The organism is Enterococcus sp. M-BR2 (genome assembly GCF_056612775.1).
Genome location: NZ_CM152743.1, coordinates 712,007 through 724,877, shown reverse-complemented (window position 1 = coordinate 724,877; position 12,871 = coordinate 712,007). Strand labels below are relative to the sequence as shown.

General features: G+C 36.1%; 14 protein-coding genes. 6 read left to right on the top strand and 8 right to left on the bottom strand.

From position 1 onward, the window contains the following. The first annotated feature begins 20 nt into the window (after positions 1–20). The gene (locus AC1F25_RS03520; protein ID WP_479994258.1) at positions 21–413 is read left to right on the top strand and encodes a VOC family protein; all 393 of its coding nucleotides are present in this window, start codon (positions 21–23) and stop codon (positions 411–413) included. Positions 414–493: 80 nt separating this feature from the next. On the opposite strand, the gene AC1F25_RS03515 is transcribed toward AC1F25_RS03520, so the two are convergent. From AC1F25_RS03515 to AC1F25_RS03495, 5 genes are all read right to left on the bottom strand, one after another. Further along, complete coding sequence (locus AC1F25_RS03515; protein ID WP_002291928.1) at positions 494–1,417, bottom strand: NAD-dependent epimerase/dehydratase family protein; 924 nt, start codon at positions 1,415–1,417, stop codon at positions 494–496. After that, on the bottom strand, positions 1,418–2,095 hold the full coding sequence (locus AC1F25_RS03510; RefSeq protein WP_002291929.1) for a type 1 glutamine amidotransferase domain-containing protein: 678 nt from the start codon (positions 2,093–2,095) through the stop codon (positions 1,418–1,420). It abuts the gene before it with no gap. Beyond that, positions 2,073–2,426: an ArsR/SmtB family transcription factor gene (locus tag AC1F25_RS03505; RefSeq protein WP_002306577.1), complete on the bottom strand. Its 354-nt coding sequence runs from the start codon at positions 2,424–2,426 to the stop codon at positions 2,073–2,075. Before AC1F25_RS03505 ends, AC1F25_RS03510 begins: the two co-directional genes overlap by 23 nt. Before the next feature lie 287 nt (positions 2,427–2,713). After that, entirely contained in the window at positions 2,714–2,911 is a 198-nt protein-coding gene (locus tag AC1F25_RS03500) for a cold-shock protein (RefSeq protein ID WP_002291933.1), read from the bottom strand. Between the two features lie 292 nt (positions 2,912–3,203). Continuing rightward, positions 3,204–3,326 (bottom strand): hypothetical protein, encoded by a 123-nt coding sequence (locus tag AC1F25_RS03495; protein WP_016629004.1) that lies wholly within the window; start codon positions 3,324–3,326, stop codon positions 3,204–3,206. A gap of 107 nt (positions 3,327–3,433) precedes the next feature. On the opposite strand from AC1F25_RS03495, the gene AC1F25_RS03490 reads away from it, so the two are divergent. Continuing rightward, positions 3,434–3,688: a hypothetical protein gene (locus tag AC1F25_RS03490; protein ID WP_002306574.1), complete on the top strand. Its 255-nt coding sequence runs from the start codon at positions 3,434–3,436 to the stop codon at positions 3,686–3,688. Positions 3,689–4,018: 330 nt separating this feature from the next. After that, on the top strand, positions 4,019–4,321 hold the full coding sequence (locus AC1F25_RS03485) for a hypothetical protein (protein WP_002313710.1): 303 nt from the start codon (positions 4,019–4,021) through the stop codon (positions 4,319–4,321). A gap of 180 nt (positions 4,322–4,501) precedes the next feature. Here the strand turns inward: AC1F25_RS03485 and AC1F25_RS03480 are convergent, their stop codons facing one another. Beyond that, on the bottom strand, positions 4,502–4,762 hold the full coding sequence (locus AC1F25_RS03480) for a hypothetical protein (protein WP_002329257.1): 261 nt from the start codon (positions 4,760–4,762) through the stop codon (positions 4,502–4,504). 882 nt (positions 4,763–5,644) lie between these two features. After that, complete coding sequence (gene lepA / locus AC1F25_RS03475) at positions 5,645–7,480, bottom strand: translation elongation factor 4 (RefSeq protein ID WP_002291945.1); 1,836 nt, start codon at positions 7,478–7,480, stop codon at positions 5,645–5,647. A gap of 146 nt (positions 7,481–7,626) precedes the next feature. Here lepA and AC1F25_RS03470 point away from each other — a divergent pair, with 146 nt between their 5' ends. From AC1F25_RS03470 to AC1F25_RS03460, 3 genes are read left to right on the top strand one after another with little or no spacing between them, the layout of a single operon-like run. Further along, the gene (locus AC1F25_RS03470; RefSeq protein WP_002291948.1) at positions 7,627–8,847 is read left to right on the top strand and encodes a GNAT family N-acetyltransferase; all 1,221 of its coding nucleotides are present in this window, start codon (positions 7,627–7,629) and stop codon (positions 8,845–8,847) included. A gap of 19 nt (positions 8,848–8,866) precedes the next feature. Further along, the gene (locus AC1F25_RS03465) at positions 8,867–9,361 is read left to right on the top strand and encodes a nucleoside 2-deoxyribosyltransferase (protein ID WP_002291949.1); all 495 of its coding nucleotides are present in this window, start codon (positions 8,867–8,869) and stop codon (positions 9,359–9,361) included. Continuing rightward, positions 9,339–10,025, top strand: a complete 687-nt coding sequence (locus AC1F25_RS03460; RefSeq protein WP_002316308.1) for a DUF2238 domain-containing protein — start codon at positions 9,339–9,341, stop codon at positions 10,023–10,025. Before AC1F25_RS03465 ends, AC1F25_RS03460 begins: the two co-directional genes overlap by 23 nt. A gap of 148 nt (positions 10,026–10,173) precedes the next feature. Here AC1F25_RS03460 and clpB read toward each other — a convergent pair whose 3' ends face one another. Continuing rightward, positions 10,174–12,783, bottom strand: a complete 2,610-nt coding sequence (clpB, locus tag AC1F25_RS03455) for an ATP-dependent chaperone ClpB (protein ID WP_479994257.1) — start codon at positions 12,781–12,783, stop codon at positions 10,174–10,176. Positions 12,784–12,871: the final 88 nt, after the last annotated feature.

The following is a 12,871-nucleotide window of genomic DNA, read 5'->3' as shown; positions in this document are numbered from 1 at the left end:
AGGAAGCAGGAGGGAAAAAGATGAAGCAACTATTACCGTTTTTGACATATAATGGTCAAGCAGAAGAAGCAATCAATTGGTATCACAAAGCTTTTCCTAACTCCCAAATCACTAAGTTGAATCGGTATGGGGATGCGAGCAAAGAGGAATCGGATCTTATCCTTGAAGGTGAACTTAAGTTAGGCAATCAAGTAATTGGATTTTTGGATATGTCAAAAGATTTCCCTGCGCCTGTCTCCACCTGGGCATCTACCATTTTGATTGAAGTAGATAATCAGGAAGAATTTGATCAGGCATTTAATACATTAAAAGATAGCGGAACCGTAATGATGCATAAAAAAAATTACGAAAAGTATACGGAAGTTTGCTGGGTGACTGACAAGTTTGGCTTTACTTGGCAACTGTTATTCTAGTCATGAGATAAAACGAAAAAGCGATAGTTGACTTTCCATATTTAGTGGATGGCAACTATCGCTTTTTCTCTCGAGTAGCATTACTTTTCTAATTTGAATAATTCGTCTAACGCATTGGAGAATGTTGTTATTTCAAAATCTGGAAATTTCTTTTTAAATTTATCAGAATTAAACTTGTTATCATAATGATATCTAGGTAGTAACTCTTTTAGCTCTTGCATATTTTTATTGAATATAGAACCAAGATCAAACATCCATTGTTTGATCACTTTATATTTTACCGGTTTGCACAACTTTTCTTCCATCAACTTTATCATCTCTTCATATGTTCGACTTACATCACAAGGTAGATGCCAAGTTTGGTTATAAGTGTCAGGATGATTTGCTAAAAGTGCCATGGCTTTACTAGCATCAGGTGTCCAAATCAAGGTCCTTAAAGTTTGATCAGAAATTGGTACCAAAGCAGTCTTATCGTCTTTCACTCGGTTAAACAATAAACTGTTTGTAATACTTTGCGTCTTATTAGGTCCATAAAATTCAGGAGCGCGACAAATCATCACATCGATGTCAGGATTCTCCATTTCAGTCACTAGCCGATCTGCCATTTTAGCTCGAACAGTGGATTTGATACCATCATAAATAAATTTGCTATCCTCAAATTGTTCCGTGTCATTTTTTTCGTACATATAAGTGTTATCGAAAAAAACTAATTTCGCCTTTGTTTCTTTACAAGCCTGTATGACATTTTCTAACATGATTTCAAATTTTGTTTTCCACTGTTCGGAGTCCATCGGTAATCCTGCAGCAAAATAAACAATCTCACTTCCTGCTACAGCACGAATAGTTGCCTCACGATCTAAAATATCCGCTGAGATTAGTTCGTCTGTATCGTTGATTGATTTCGGATTTCGACTAACTAAGCGCAACTGTTTCCCGTACGTTTGATTGAGTTCTTTTGCTAATTCGTATCCAATTTGGCCATTACTACCAATAACTGTTTGCATTTAGATAACCTCCTTGATGAATGTTCGTGCTAGTTCTCTTGTTGAATACGGGTTTTGTCCAGTAATCAGATGTCCATCCTTTACCACATGACTCTTAAAGAAACGCTTCTTGATAAAATGTCCTTTTCTCTTTACAGTCATCTCTTCATTATCAAAAGGAACTACTTTGCTTTTCATCGCTAATCGTTCCTCCGTTTTAGTAAAACCAGTCAATTTTTTATTTGCTATTAAATAGTCATTATTAGCAAGTCTGATATTCAATAAACCTGCTATACCGTGGCACACAGATAATACATAGCCATTTGATTCATAAATATCACTCGCTATTTTTTGTAATGCGTTATTTTCTGGAAAATCCCACATCACACCATGTCCTCCGGTAAAGTAAATAGCAATATAATCTTCACTCTTTACGTTTGCAGGAGACAACGTATTCCTCAAACCTTTTTCAATAAATGTTGCATTAGAATAAATGTCCATAACATCAGAATCTAGATTTTTCATACTTCTAGGATCAATCGGCACATAGCCACCTAACGGACTAACAAAATCAGCTTCAAACTGATATTTATAGATTTCTGCTAAAAATTCTACTGTTTCTCCTAGCCAAAGCCCAGTAGCTTTATTTGTTCCTTTATATTGATTGACGTTTGTTTCAACGATCAGAATTTTCTTCACTGTCTTTTAGCTCCTCTATTTCAGTTATTACATCATTCAAAAAATCTCTTAATTTGTATATATTTTTATTTTCGTGTTTTAGATAGTAAAAATTTTTAGTTCCTTCTTCTCTGACCTCTAATAAATCGGCGTCTTTTAAAATTTTCAAGTGGTGTGATACTGCTGGTCTTGATAAACCTGTATCGTCAGTTAGTTCTCCTACTTGCAAACCATGACAGCTTTTTTCATTTAATAGTCTAATCAAGATCAATTGTCTTTTTGTGTCACCTAACGCTGCTAAAAAACCACTCAATGATTCTAGTTCTGTTTTTAAACGATCATGTCTAATCATTGTAGCTCACCTCTTTGGTTTATACGTTTAAACCATTAAACCATATTTGGTAAAATATGTAAATTCCTTTGCTCAGAAAAGTATCTTCTTTATGATTTGACGGTTTCAGAAAAAAATATCAAAGCAAGTAAAAACTGAGTAACAGAAAATAAACAAACTAAATCAAACAATAGTGTTAAACTTAATCAATGAACGAAAAAAATCCCTCACCTAATATTACAGTGAAGGATTTTTTCTACCAACATAAACAAAAAAACCACCTCATATGAGGCGGTTAACATTCAACATTATTTTACGATATTTACTGCTTGAAGACCGCGTTGACCTTCTTCAATATCATAAGTAACTGCTTGGCCTTCATCTAAAGACTTAAAGCCTTCTCCTTGGATTGCTGAAAAATGAGCGAATACGTCATTTCCATCTTCACCAGTGATGAAACCAAAACCTTTATCTGAGTTAAACCATTTTACTGTACCTTTATTCATATATATTTCCTCCTGATACGTATATAATACGTGTTTTATTGCAATTAATATTACTTGGTAAAAGGAGTTTTTATAGTGTGAATATATCGCTCAGATTACGTTTCAAATTAGATTACTTATTTACTGTAACACGGATATAATACTAACACAAGGATAATCACTCGATATAAGGTTTAAAAGATGTAAAATTTCAGAAAAATCACAACAATTGTTTAATGAACGAGTATGATCTCCGATTAAAAATCTCATATCTATCTACTTTCTTTTTGTTCTTCGTTAACTACTTACTTTTTCAACCTGAATGATGGCCGGCAATACAATTGCTCGCAATTTTATCCACTGCTTCTGTAGGAACACCGTATTTTTTAAACTTTGCTTTTATTTCAGTTAGTTCCGGTTTTCTGACTTTTTCCATTCTGGTGTGTTTGTAGTCCATTCGGAACTATTATCCTTAATATTTGGTTATTAGTTGATAAAGTGCTATTATCCTAATTGACATAAGACGATATGGGAGATGATACGGTGGTCACATTTAGCATGCTTTTATTTTGGATTCCAGTCTGTATTGGTATCAGCTCTTTTTTTTACTTCACTAAACGTTCTAGAAAAACAGTTATATTAATGCTTTCTTTTCTTCCTACAGCAATTTTTATCATAAAAATAGTGAAATATACATTTTATCAATCGCTTTCAGCATTATTTTTTTACGTAGTTGGGTTGTTTTTATCACTTATTCTTTTCATCATTGTTTTGCGATATCTTTATAAGAATGATTAATTATTATACATCGAAATGATTCTTGTTATCCTTAATGCTATTTTTTTAGATTTCAATTTTTTATAAATATTTTAGGTCTTGCTCTTATCTTATTTTCTAGCAATATTATAAAATTGATTGGTAACTTTCTAAAAGACGATCACTAGTTGATTGTCTTTTTTTCTGAATGTCTATGTAACTAAAAAATAAAAAAGAAGCTGTTTATCTTTTCACCTAGCGATAGTCGCTAAACTTTCCTTACCTTATTTTCTCTTCAGCAAAAAAATGGATAGAAACAAAAGTATCATGTATAATTAAATTAAAATTAAAATAATTAGAGAAGGTGAAATTATGGATGAATTCCAAATGATAAAAAGTACTCTTATGTCTATAAAAGAATATGTATCGATGATAAGTAGCTTTCCTAATGAAAGTGATAGAAACAGTGTAATAAGACAGTTTAATATTCAGTTTATAGGAAAAGAATGTAAAAAAGTTATTTCTATAGAGATTGCTAATTATTTAAAATTAGAAAATAGTATATTTAACAAATATATTCAAGAAATTGCCAAAGAACTCCACATCAAATTAGAAGGACTCCATAAGGTAAATTCTGCTACTTCGGAAGCTGATGCGTATTATATCTATCTTTGACAATAAGTAATTGATGTGTTTTAAATATGCGTAACTCCGATGTTTATAAATTAATAGACAGCAACGGAAATAGTAAAAACATACTAGGAAACAAGGATGTGAATTTCAACTCTTCATAATTGTTCTTACTATTTTTCAACCGTTGCTGTCTATCGCATTTCATCATTCTTTCAATCCGAATTAATTAGGGTACTTTATCGGCATATCTAGTATTAAACCGTCTATACCATGACTACTAGCGTAACATCTGTCTTTTTTTTCATTCCGCTCCCTCCCATTGACGAGCATCATTTTATATAGAAATCCAAGCTTACGAATAACCTCACTTGCAATAGCAACACCCTGACTTGCCACTTTATATACTTCTTCTGTAGAAACTCCGTATTCTTTTTCAAATGTTGCCTTCAGTACGTTCGATTCTTGTTTACTCGATTTATTCATTGCCGTTTTTCCAATTCTCATTAATCAATAACATTTTAAGTCGATTTTCTGAACTTATGTATCAATGATCATATAGCTTGAAACCGTTCTTATTATACTGTAGTAATCTACGTATCTAAGCAACCCTTCATTTTTGTATAAGTCTTTTATTACCGATTCCCCCCTTCAATCTCATTTTTTTCTCATAATCAATGAATAATGATAAGATAAATATATTGCAAAAGAGAAAAAATAAAGGGGATATAACTTTGTTATTTATTAATAAAATTTTATTCTGGGTTACTTGTGCATATAAAATTATTGTTCTACATTGTTTAAAAACATGACGTAAAAAAGATTGTTTACTGATCGTCTCATCCCTCCCATTTATCTATTTCATGATTCAGATTTGGGATGATTCAGATACTGATCCCCTTTTTTTATCCAATTATTTAGTTGGTTTAGTATTTTCGATAGTATTTTTTATTTGCATACTAATTTATCTGAATACAAAAAATTAAGTTTTCCAGCTCTTAGGGCTGGCTTTTTTTGTTTCTAGTCTATTTTTTCTGAAAAAGTTACTTGAATAAATACACTTTTTGAGAGATTATAGCCAAACTATTTTTTAAAACAGCTAAGAATTTTGCGCTAACTTAAGCGACATCACTCAGTTTATACATGGATTCTTTTGACTAATCCAAAGTTGTTTCCGACTAATCCTCTGATTCCATGGCATCCAAAACATGATTAGATGGACACCTATTCTCATATTACAAATAAAATGAGAATTGAAATGGTAGATATCATGGAGAATTTTACCAACAAAAAAACCACCGGTGACATTCCGGTGGCAAACCCATGTAAATATGGTATTTTTTTCAGTATTGTCAAATAGACCTCTTACTACTTCTTACTTTCTTCTTCGTCCATTTTCAGAACGGCCATGAAGGCTTCTTGCGGAACTTCGACGGAGCCGATTTGTTTCATCCGCTTCTTCCCTTCTTTTTGTTTCTCTAAGAGTTTACGTTTACGAGAAACATCTCCACCATAACATTTAGCCAAGACGTTTTTACGCAAGGCCTTGATGTCTGAACGGGCAACGATTTTTTGTCCAATAGCTGCTTGGATTGGCACCTCAAATTGTTGGCGTGGGATTAGTTTTTTCAGTTTTTCAACGATTGCTTTTCCACGTTCATAGGCAAAGTCTCGGTGAACGATAAAGCTTAATGCATCGACTTTTTCTCCATTCAGCAAGATGTCCATCTTCACTAACTTGCTTTTTTGATAACCAGACATTTCATAATCCAATGAGGCATAGCCTTTTGTACTTGATTTCAATTTGTCAAAAAAGTCAAAGACGATTTCAGAAAGCGGAATATTATAGACGACATTTACTCGGTAATCGTCTAAATAATCCATCGTAATGAATTCTCCACGTTTTCGTTGAGAAAGTTCCATGACTGCACCGACAAAATCATTGGGCACCATAATCTGTGCTTTGACAAATGGTTCTTCTACATCTTGGATCGTTACAGGTTCAGGAAAATCTGCCGGGTTATCAACTGTAGCAGTCGTACCATCTGTTTTATTAACATGGTAAATAACGGATGGTGCAGTCGTAATCAATTCTAGATTGAATTCTCGTTCCAAACGTTCTTGGACGACATCCATATGAAGAAGTCCTAAGAACCCGCAGCGGAACCCAAATCCCAATGCTTGAGAAGTTTCTGGTTCGAATTGTAAAGCAGCATCGTTCAATTGCAGTTTTTCTAAAGCTTCCCGCAAATCGTTGTAACGAGAAGTATCAATTGGATAAAGACCACAATAAACCATCGGATTCATTTTTCGGTAACCTGGTAAAGCTTCAGCGGCAGGATTGTCTGCTAATGTTACTGTATCCCCTACTCGAGTATCTTGGACAGTTTTGATACTTGCTGTGATATAACCAACATCACCGACCATCAAAAAGTCTCTAGCAACTGCTTTTGGCGAGAAGACCCCGACTTCTGTAACATCAAATGTTTTGCCATTACTCATCAGTTTGATTTTATCTCCGGGTTTGACCATACCGTCCGTGATCCGGACATTTAGAACAACACCGCGGTAACTATCATAAATAGAATCAAAGATCAAAGCTTTTAGCGGTGCATCTAAGTCTCCACTTGGTGCTGGAACATATTCCACGATCTGCTCGAGAATATCTTCAATTCCAATCCCTGCTTTTGCACTAGCTAATACAGCTTCACTAGCATCGATTCCGATTACGTCTTCGATTTCTTGACGGACACGTTCGGGATCTGCTGCGGGTAGGTCGATTTTATTGATGACTGGCAGGATCTCCAAATCATTGTCTAACGCTAAATAAACATTGGCCAATGTTTGTGCTTCGATTCCTTGGGCTGCATCAACCACTAAAACGGCGCCTTCACAGGCAGCAAGGCTTCGAGAGACTTCATAGGTGAAGTCGACGTGCCCTGGAGTGTCGATCAAGTGAAAGATATATGTTTCTCCGTTTTTCGCTGTGTAATTGAGTTCTACAGCATTTAATTTAATCGTGATTCCACGTTCACGTTCCAAATCCATCGAGTCTAACAGCTGATCTTGCATTTCGCGAGACGTCACAGTGTGCGTCATTTCTAAAATACGATCGGCCAATGTAGATTTTCCATGGTCGATATGAGCAATGATCGAAAAATTACGAATCTGCTCTTGGCGTTCTTTCATTTTCTTTATATCCATAGCGTCTCCTCTTTTCATATAATCAGCACTTTCCATTATACCAACGAAAAGCAGTAATTTAAAGACTTTTTAATTAGTCAGCTTTAGAAGTTTTTTTGGTAGAATTTTGCTATACTGTTATCAAGCTAATAAATGGAGATGAAAAAATGGATCAAAAAGATTTTAGAGAAAATCTTGAATTAAAACCAGTCACTCAAGAACATATCGATCAGTTCAACGAATTACTTTCCTATGTGTTCCAAGTGACTGAAGCAGATATCGAGGAAAGCGGGTTTGAGAATAAACGAGCTTTTATCCGTTCCAAAAGACCGATTTTAGAAGTATCAAAAGTGTTCGGGTGGTTTCATGAAAACAAACTAATCTCTCAAATCGCTATCTATCCTTGTGAAGTCAATATTCACGGTGCACGTTATAAAATGGGAGGCGTGACTGGAGTTGGAACTTATCCAGAATATGCGAACCACGGATTGATGCAAGATTTAATCATCGTTGCATTGGATAATATGCGCAAGAACAAGCAATGGATCTCTTATTTGTATCCTTACAGTATCCCCTATTATCGGCGCAAAGGATGGGAGATTATGTCTGATAAACTTTCCTTTAAAATCAGAGATACACAGCTACCTAAACAAGTCCCAGTAAGTGGGATGGTTGAACGATTACCAGTTGATCATCCAGATGTATTTGCCGTTTATGACAAATTTGCCCAACGAAACCATGGTGCTTTATTCCGCAGTAATTTTCATTGGGAAGAATATTGGCGTTTCGAAAATGAAGATGAGCGCACAGCCGCTGTCTACTACGATAGCAATCATGAACCAAGAGGTGTTCTATTCTACTGGGTAGCTGAAGAAATATTTCACGTAAAAGAAATGTTCTATCTTGATCAAGAAGCTCGAAATGGCTTATGGAACTTTATTTCCGCACATTTTTCCATGATTTACTGGGTACATGGAGATATTTACAAAAATGAACCCTTAGCTTTTTTGATTGAAGACAGTCAGATCAAAGAGCAGATCGAACCATATTTTATGGCTCGGATCGTTGATGTAAAAGAATTCCTACAACATTTTCCGTTTGTTGGAACAGCTGATGCTTTTCATTTCATCATTGAAGATCCTGTCGCTCCTTGGAATAATGGCATCTTCGCCTTAACATGGGATGAACAAGGACAAGTCCGTGTCTTGAATGAACCTATAGGAAAACCTGTTCGATTGAATATCCAAACATTGACATGCTTGATGATGAATTATCGACGTGCTTCTTATTTGGCAAGAATCGAACGGTTAGAAACAGATGAAGAAACACTGAAGTCACTAGAGCGTATTATTCCAAATATGGAAGCTTACTTTAGCGATTATTTTTAATAAAAAGGATGATGTTTAGATGAAAATTTATTTTGCCGCACCAATGTTTGCTAAAAGTGATTTGTTATATAACGAGCAGATAGTTAAAGAAGTCAGAGCGATCTCTTCTAAACTTTCAATTTATCTTCCTCAAGAAAATGAAGCAATCAATGACAAAACTGCTTATGCAGACAGTCGGATGATTGCTCTTGCAGATACAGAAAAAGTGCTGGAAAGCGATTTGATGATCGCTTTATTAGATGGATTGACGATTGATGCTGGCGTAGCATCAGAAATCGGTGTGGCTTATGCGAAAGGTATCCCAGTGATTGGCTTGTATACTGATACCCGGCAGCAAGGCGGAGCCCACCCGAAAAAAATCGCTGCGCTACAGGAAACAGCTGAGAATCAATTTCACTATCTGAACTTATATACAGTAGGACTGATCAAATTGAACGGAAAAGTGGTTTCTTCAGAGACTGAGTTGCTTTCAGAAGTAAAAAGATTTTTAGATGGAGGGACTTTCAGTGATTAAAGAAATCAAAAAGGTTCAAATAGCTTTACTTGCTTTTGGTGTATTCGTTGTCTGTTATAATTTTTATGAATTTATCACCCAAAAGTATTCGACTTCTCAAGGAATCACATTTATCGTGGAATCTTTATTAGGGATTGCATTGATTTTCATGCCACAAGTCATTTTGACAGTTTTCAAACTTAAAATTCCAGCAGCAATCGTTTTGTTTTACTGGTTTTTCTTATTTATCTCTGTCTTTTTAGGTACAGGGATGCATTTGATTAGTATCATCTCTTTTTGGGACAAAATCTTACATGCAGTGAGTCCAATGGTTCTGACAGCTCTTGGCTATGGATTGATTGGTTACTTGATGAAAGATGCGGAGATATCAAAAACCAGTCCTTGGTTGTTCCTCTTATTCGGCTTTGCGTTTGCTGGACTTTGCGGCGTGTTTTGGGAGTTCTGGGAATTCTTATGCGACCAGTTCTTAGGCATGAATCTTCAACGTTTTGCTGCTTCTGATGGCACACTGTTTGTTGGACGAGCAGCATTGATGGATACGATGGGCGACTTGCTGACAAATACGATAGGGGCTGCCTTGATGGGATTGTTTGCTTGGTCTCAAAGTAAAAAAGATGAGCGTTACTTTGAAAGTTATAAATTAGAAAAAGTGAAAAATACTTAATAACAAAGGTCGTGACAGAAGTGGACAGCTCAAAAAATTTCGGCTTATATCCGAAAAAGCTACTTCTGGAACACTGTTTATTTGAAAAAAAGGAGGTCTGACAGTAGTTGTGTCAGACCCCTTTTTCTTTTATAGTCTCAATGGAAGATTAGACGATTTCTTCTAGCTCTTCTGTTTTGAAATGAAGTTGTCCATCAAGTAAAGTAATCGTTACTTTTGATTTAGGCATAACATGCCCTGCAACGATTTCTTTAGCTAATGGTGTTTCTACTTCCTTAGTGATAAATCGTTTCAATGGTCTGGCACCATATGCTGGTTCATAAGCATTTTCAGCGATCCACGTTTTGGCTTCATCACTGATTGTTAGTAGGATTTCTTGATGTTCCAGACGTTGTGCCAATTGCGCCACCATTTTGTCAACGATTCCTTTCACGTTGTCTAGGCTCAATGGTGTAAATAAAATCGTGTCGTCGATTCGGTTCAAGAATTCTGGTTTGAAGTTTCCACGTAATAGCGTGTTGACTTGTTCAGCCACTGCTTCTGGAATCGTTCCATCAGCAGTCACACCTTCCAACAGTAACTGTGAACCGATATTGCTAGTCATGATCAGAACCGTATTTTTGAAATCAACTACTCGCCCTTTTGAATCGGTTAGGCGTCCGTCATCTAGGACTTGTAACAAGATATTGAAGACATCGGGATGCGCTTTTTCGATTTCATCCAACAAGACGATTGTATAAGGATTTCGTCTGACAGCTTCCGTTAATTGTCCACCTTCTTCGTAACCTACATAGCCTGGAGGAGCTCCGACTAGACGAGACACAGCATGTTTTTCCATATATTCACTCATATCGATCCGTACCATATGATCTTCTGAGTCAAACAAGTTCTCAGCTAAAGCTTTCGCTAATTCGGTTTTTCCGACACCAGTTGGTCCTAGGAAAAGGAAAGAACCTAGAGGACGATTTGGGTCTTGCAATCCAGCCCGTGAACGAATCACCGCGTCACTGACCGCATCAACTGCTTCATCTTGACCAATCACTCGTTTGTGAACCGTTTCATTCAATTTAATCAGTTTTTCTCGTTCGCCTTCTACAAGTTTCGTTACGGGGATACCCGTTAATCTGCCAACGACTTGAGCAATTTCATTTTCGGTAACGGACTCTTGAACCATCTTGATCTCGCTGTCTTTTGCTTTGGTTTCTAGTTCCTTCAATTCTTTTTCTAATTGAGGTATCGTACCATGGCGCAATACAGCAGCGCGTTCCAGATCATAGTTATTTTCTGCATCTTCTAATTCGTGTTTTGCTTTATCGATTTCAGCACGTTTTGCTGAAACAGAATTGACCTCTTCTTTTTCTGTTTCCCACTGCATCTTCATTGCATTTGCTTCTTCACGAAGTTCAGCTAATTCTTCTTGCAAATTTTTCAGTCGTTTTTTACTTGCATCATCTGATTCTTTTTTCAGTGCAGCTTCTTCGATTTCCAACTGCATCAAACGTCTGGTCACTTGATCTAATTCCGTTGGCATAGAGTTCATTTCTACCCGAATCGTTGCACTGGCTTCATCGATCAAATCGATTGCTTTGTCTGGTAAGAATCGATCAGTAATATAACGGTCAGATAAAGTAGCTGCTGCGACCAGTGCGTTGTCATGGATGTTAACACCATGGTGGATCTCAAAACGTTCTTTTAATCCACGCAGAATACTGATCGTATCTTCCACTGTTGGTTCTTTGACTAATACCTTTTGAAAGCGACGTTCCAACGCTTTGTCTTTTTCCATATATTGACGGTATTCATCTAAAGTTGTGGCACCGATCAAATGTAATTCACCGCGAGCAAGCATTGGTTTCAACAGATTTCCGGCATCCATACTTCCTTCTGTTTTTCCTGCTCCTACGATATTGTGAATTTCATCAATGAACAAGAGGATCCGCCCATCACTTTTTTTGACTTCTTTCAAGACCGCTTTTAGTCTTTCTTCAAATTCACCGCGGAATTTTGCTCCAGCGATCAATGCACCCATATCTAATGAAAAAATCGTTTTATCTTTTAAATTTTCAGGCACATCTTTGCGTACGATACGTTGAGCAAGTCCTTCAACGATCGCCGTTTTACCTACACCTGGTTCTCCTATCAGAACAGGATTATTTTTTGTTTTTCGTGAAAGAATACGGATGACATCACGGATTTCTTCATCACGACCGATGATTGGATCCATTTTTCCACTTTTGACTTGCTGTACTAAATCAACGCCGTATTTTTCTAATGCTTTGTATTGTTCTTCTTGGTTTTGCGAGGTCACCCTTTCTCCTCCTCTCATCTCTTCGATGTTTTTACGCAATTCTTTTTCAGATAATCCGTTTTTATTCAAATAAACAGTTAACGGATAATTTTTTAATTTCATCAACGCTAAAATAACGACTTCCGTTGAAAGAAACTCGTCGCCGAAGCTTTCACGTATTTGGTCTGCTTCATTCAATAATCGAAAGAAATTCTGGCTGAGGTTTTGTCCATATTGGACGTTTCCACCAGAAACAACTGGATACTCATCCAGTAGACGATCGATTTCATGTTCAAAAGATTCGACATCCAATCCGGCATCCGTATAGAAATTTCGACCAAAATGATTAGGTTGTAAAAAGATTTTCCATACATGGGCAATGTCGATATCTTGGTGTTTTCGAGTGACCGCAATCTGTTGAGCTTCAGCAATCGCTTCTTGAAGCGTCGTAGTCATTTTCTCAATATTCATACAGGTATACCTCCTAATTAAAGGTAAGATCACTTATTTCTTTGATCTTTACACAAACTATTATATCTCTTTGGTCAATTTTGGTCAA

Coding starts and splice junctions, on each gene's coding strand:
- AC1F25_RS03520 (WP_479994258.1), top strand. CDS start 21: ATGAAGCAACTATTACCGTTTTTGACATATAATGGTCAAGCAGAAGAA.
- AC1F25_RS03515 (WP_002291928.1), bottom strand. CDS start 1,417: ATGCAAACAGTTATTGGTAGTAATGGCCAAATTGGATACGAATTAGCA.
- AC1F25_RS03505 (WP_002306577.1), bottom strand. CDS start 2,426: ATGATTAGACATGATCGTTTAAAAACAGAACTAGAATCATTGAGTGGT.
- AC1F25_RS03500 (WP_002291933.1), bottom strand. CDS start 2,911: ATGAATAAAGGTACAGTAAAATGGTTTAACTCAGATAAAGGTTTTGGT.
- AC1F25_RS03495 (WP_016629004.1), bottom strand. CDS start 3,326: ATGGAAAAAGTCAGAAAACCGGAACTAACTGAAATAAAAGCAAAGTTT.
- AC1F25_RS03485 (WP_002313710.1), top strand. CDS start 4,019: ATGGATGAATTCCAAATGATAAAAAGTACTCTTATGTCTATAAAAGAA.
- AC1F25_RS03480 (WP_002329257.1), bottom strand. CDS start 4,762: ATGAATAAATCGAGTAAACAAGAATCGAACGTACTGAAGGCAACATTT.
- lepA (WP_002291945.1), bottom strand. CDS start 7,480: ATGGATATAAAGAAAATGAAAGAACGCCAAGAGCAGATTCGTAATTTT.
- AC1F25_RS03470 (WP_002291948.1), top strand. CDS start 7,627: ATGGATCAAAAAGATTTTAGAGAAAATCTTGAATTAAAACCAGTCACT.
- AC1F25_RS03465 (WP_002291949.1), top strand. CDS start 8,867: ATGAAAATTTATTTTGCCGCACCAATGTTTGCTAAAAGTGATTTGTTA.
- AC1F25_RS03460 (WP_002316308.1), top strand. CDS start 9,339: ATGGAGGGACTTTCAGTGATTAAAGAAATCAAAAAGGTTCAAATAGCT.
- clpB (WP_479994257.1), bottom strand. CDS start 12,783: ATGAATATTGAGAAAATGACTACGACGCTTCAAGAAGCGATTGCTGAA.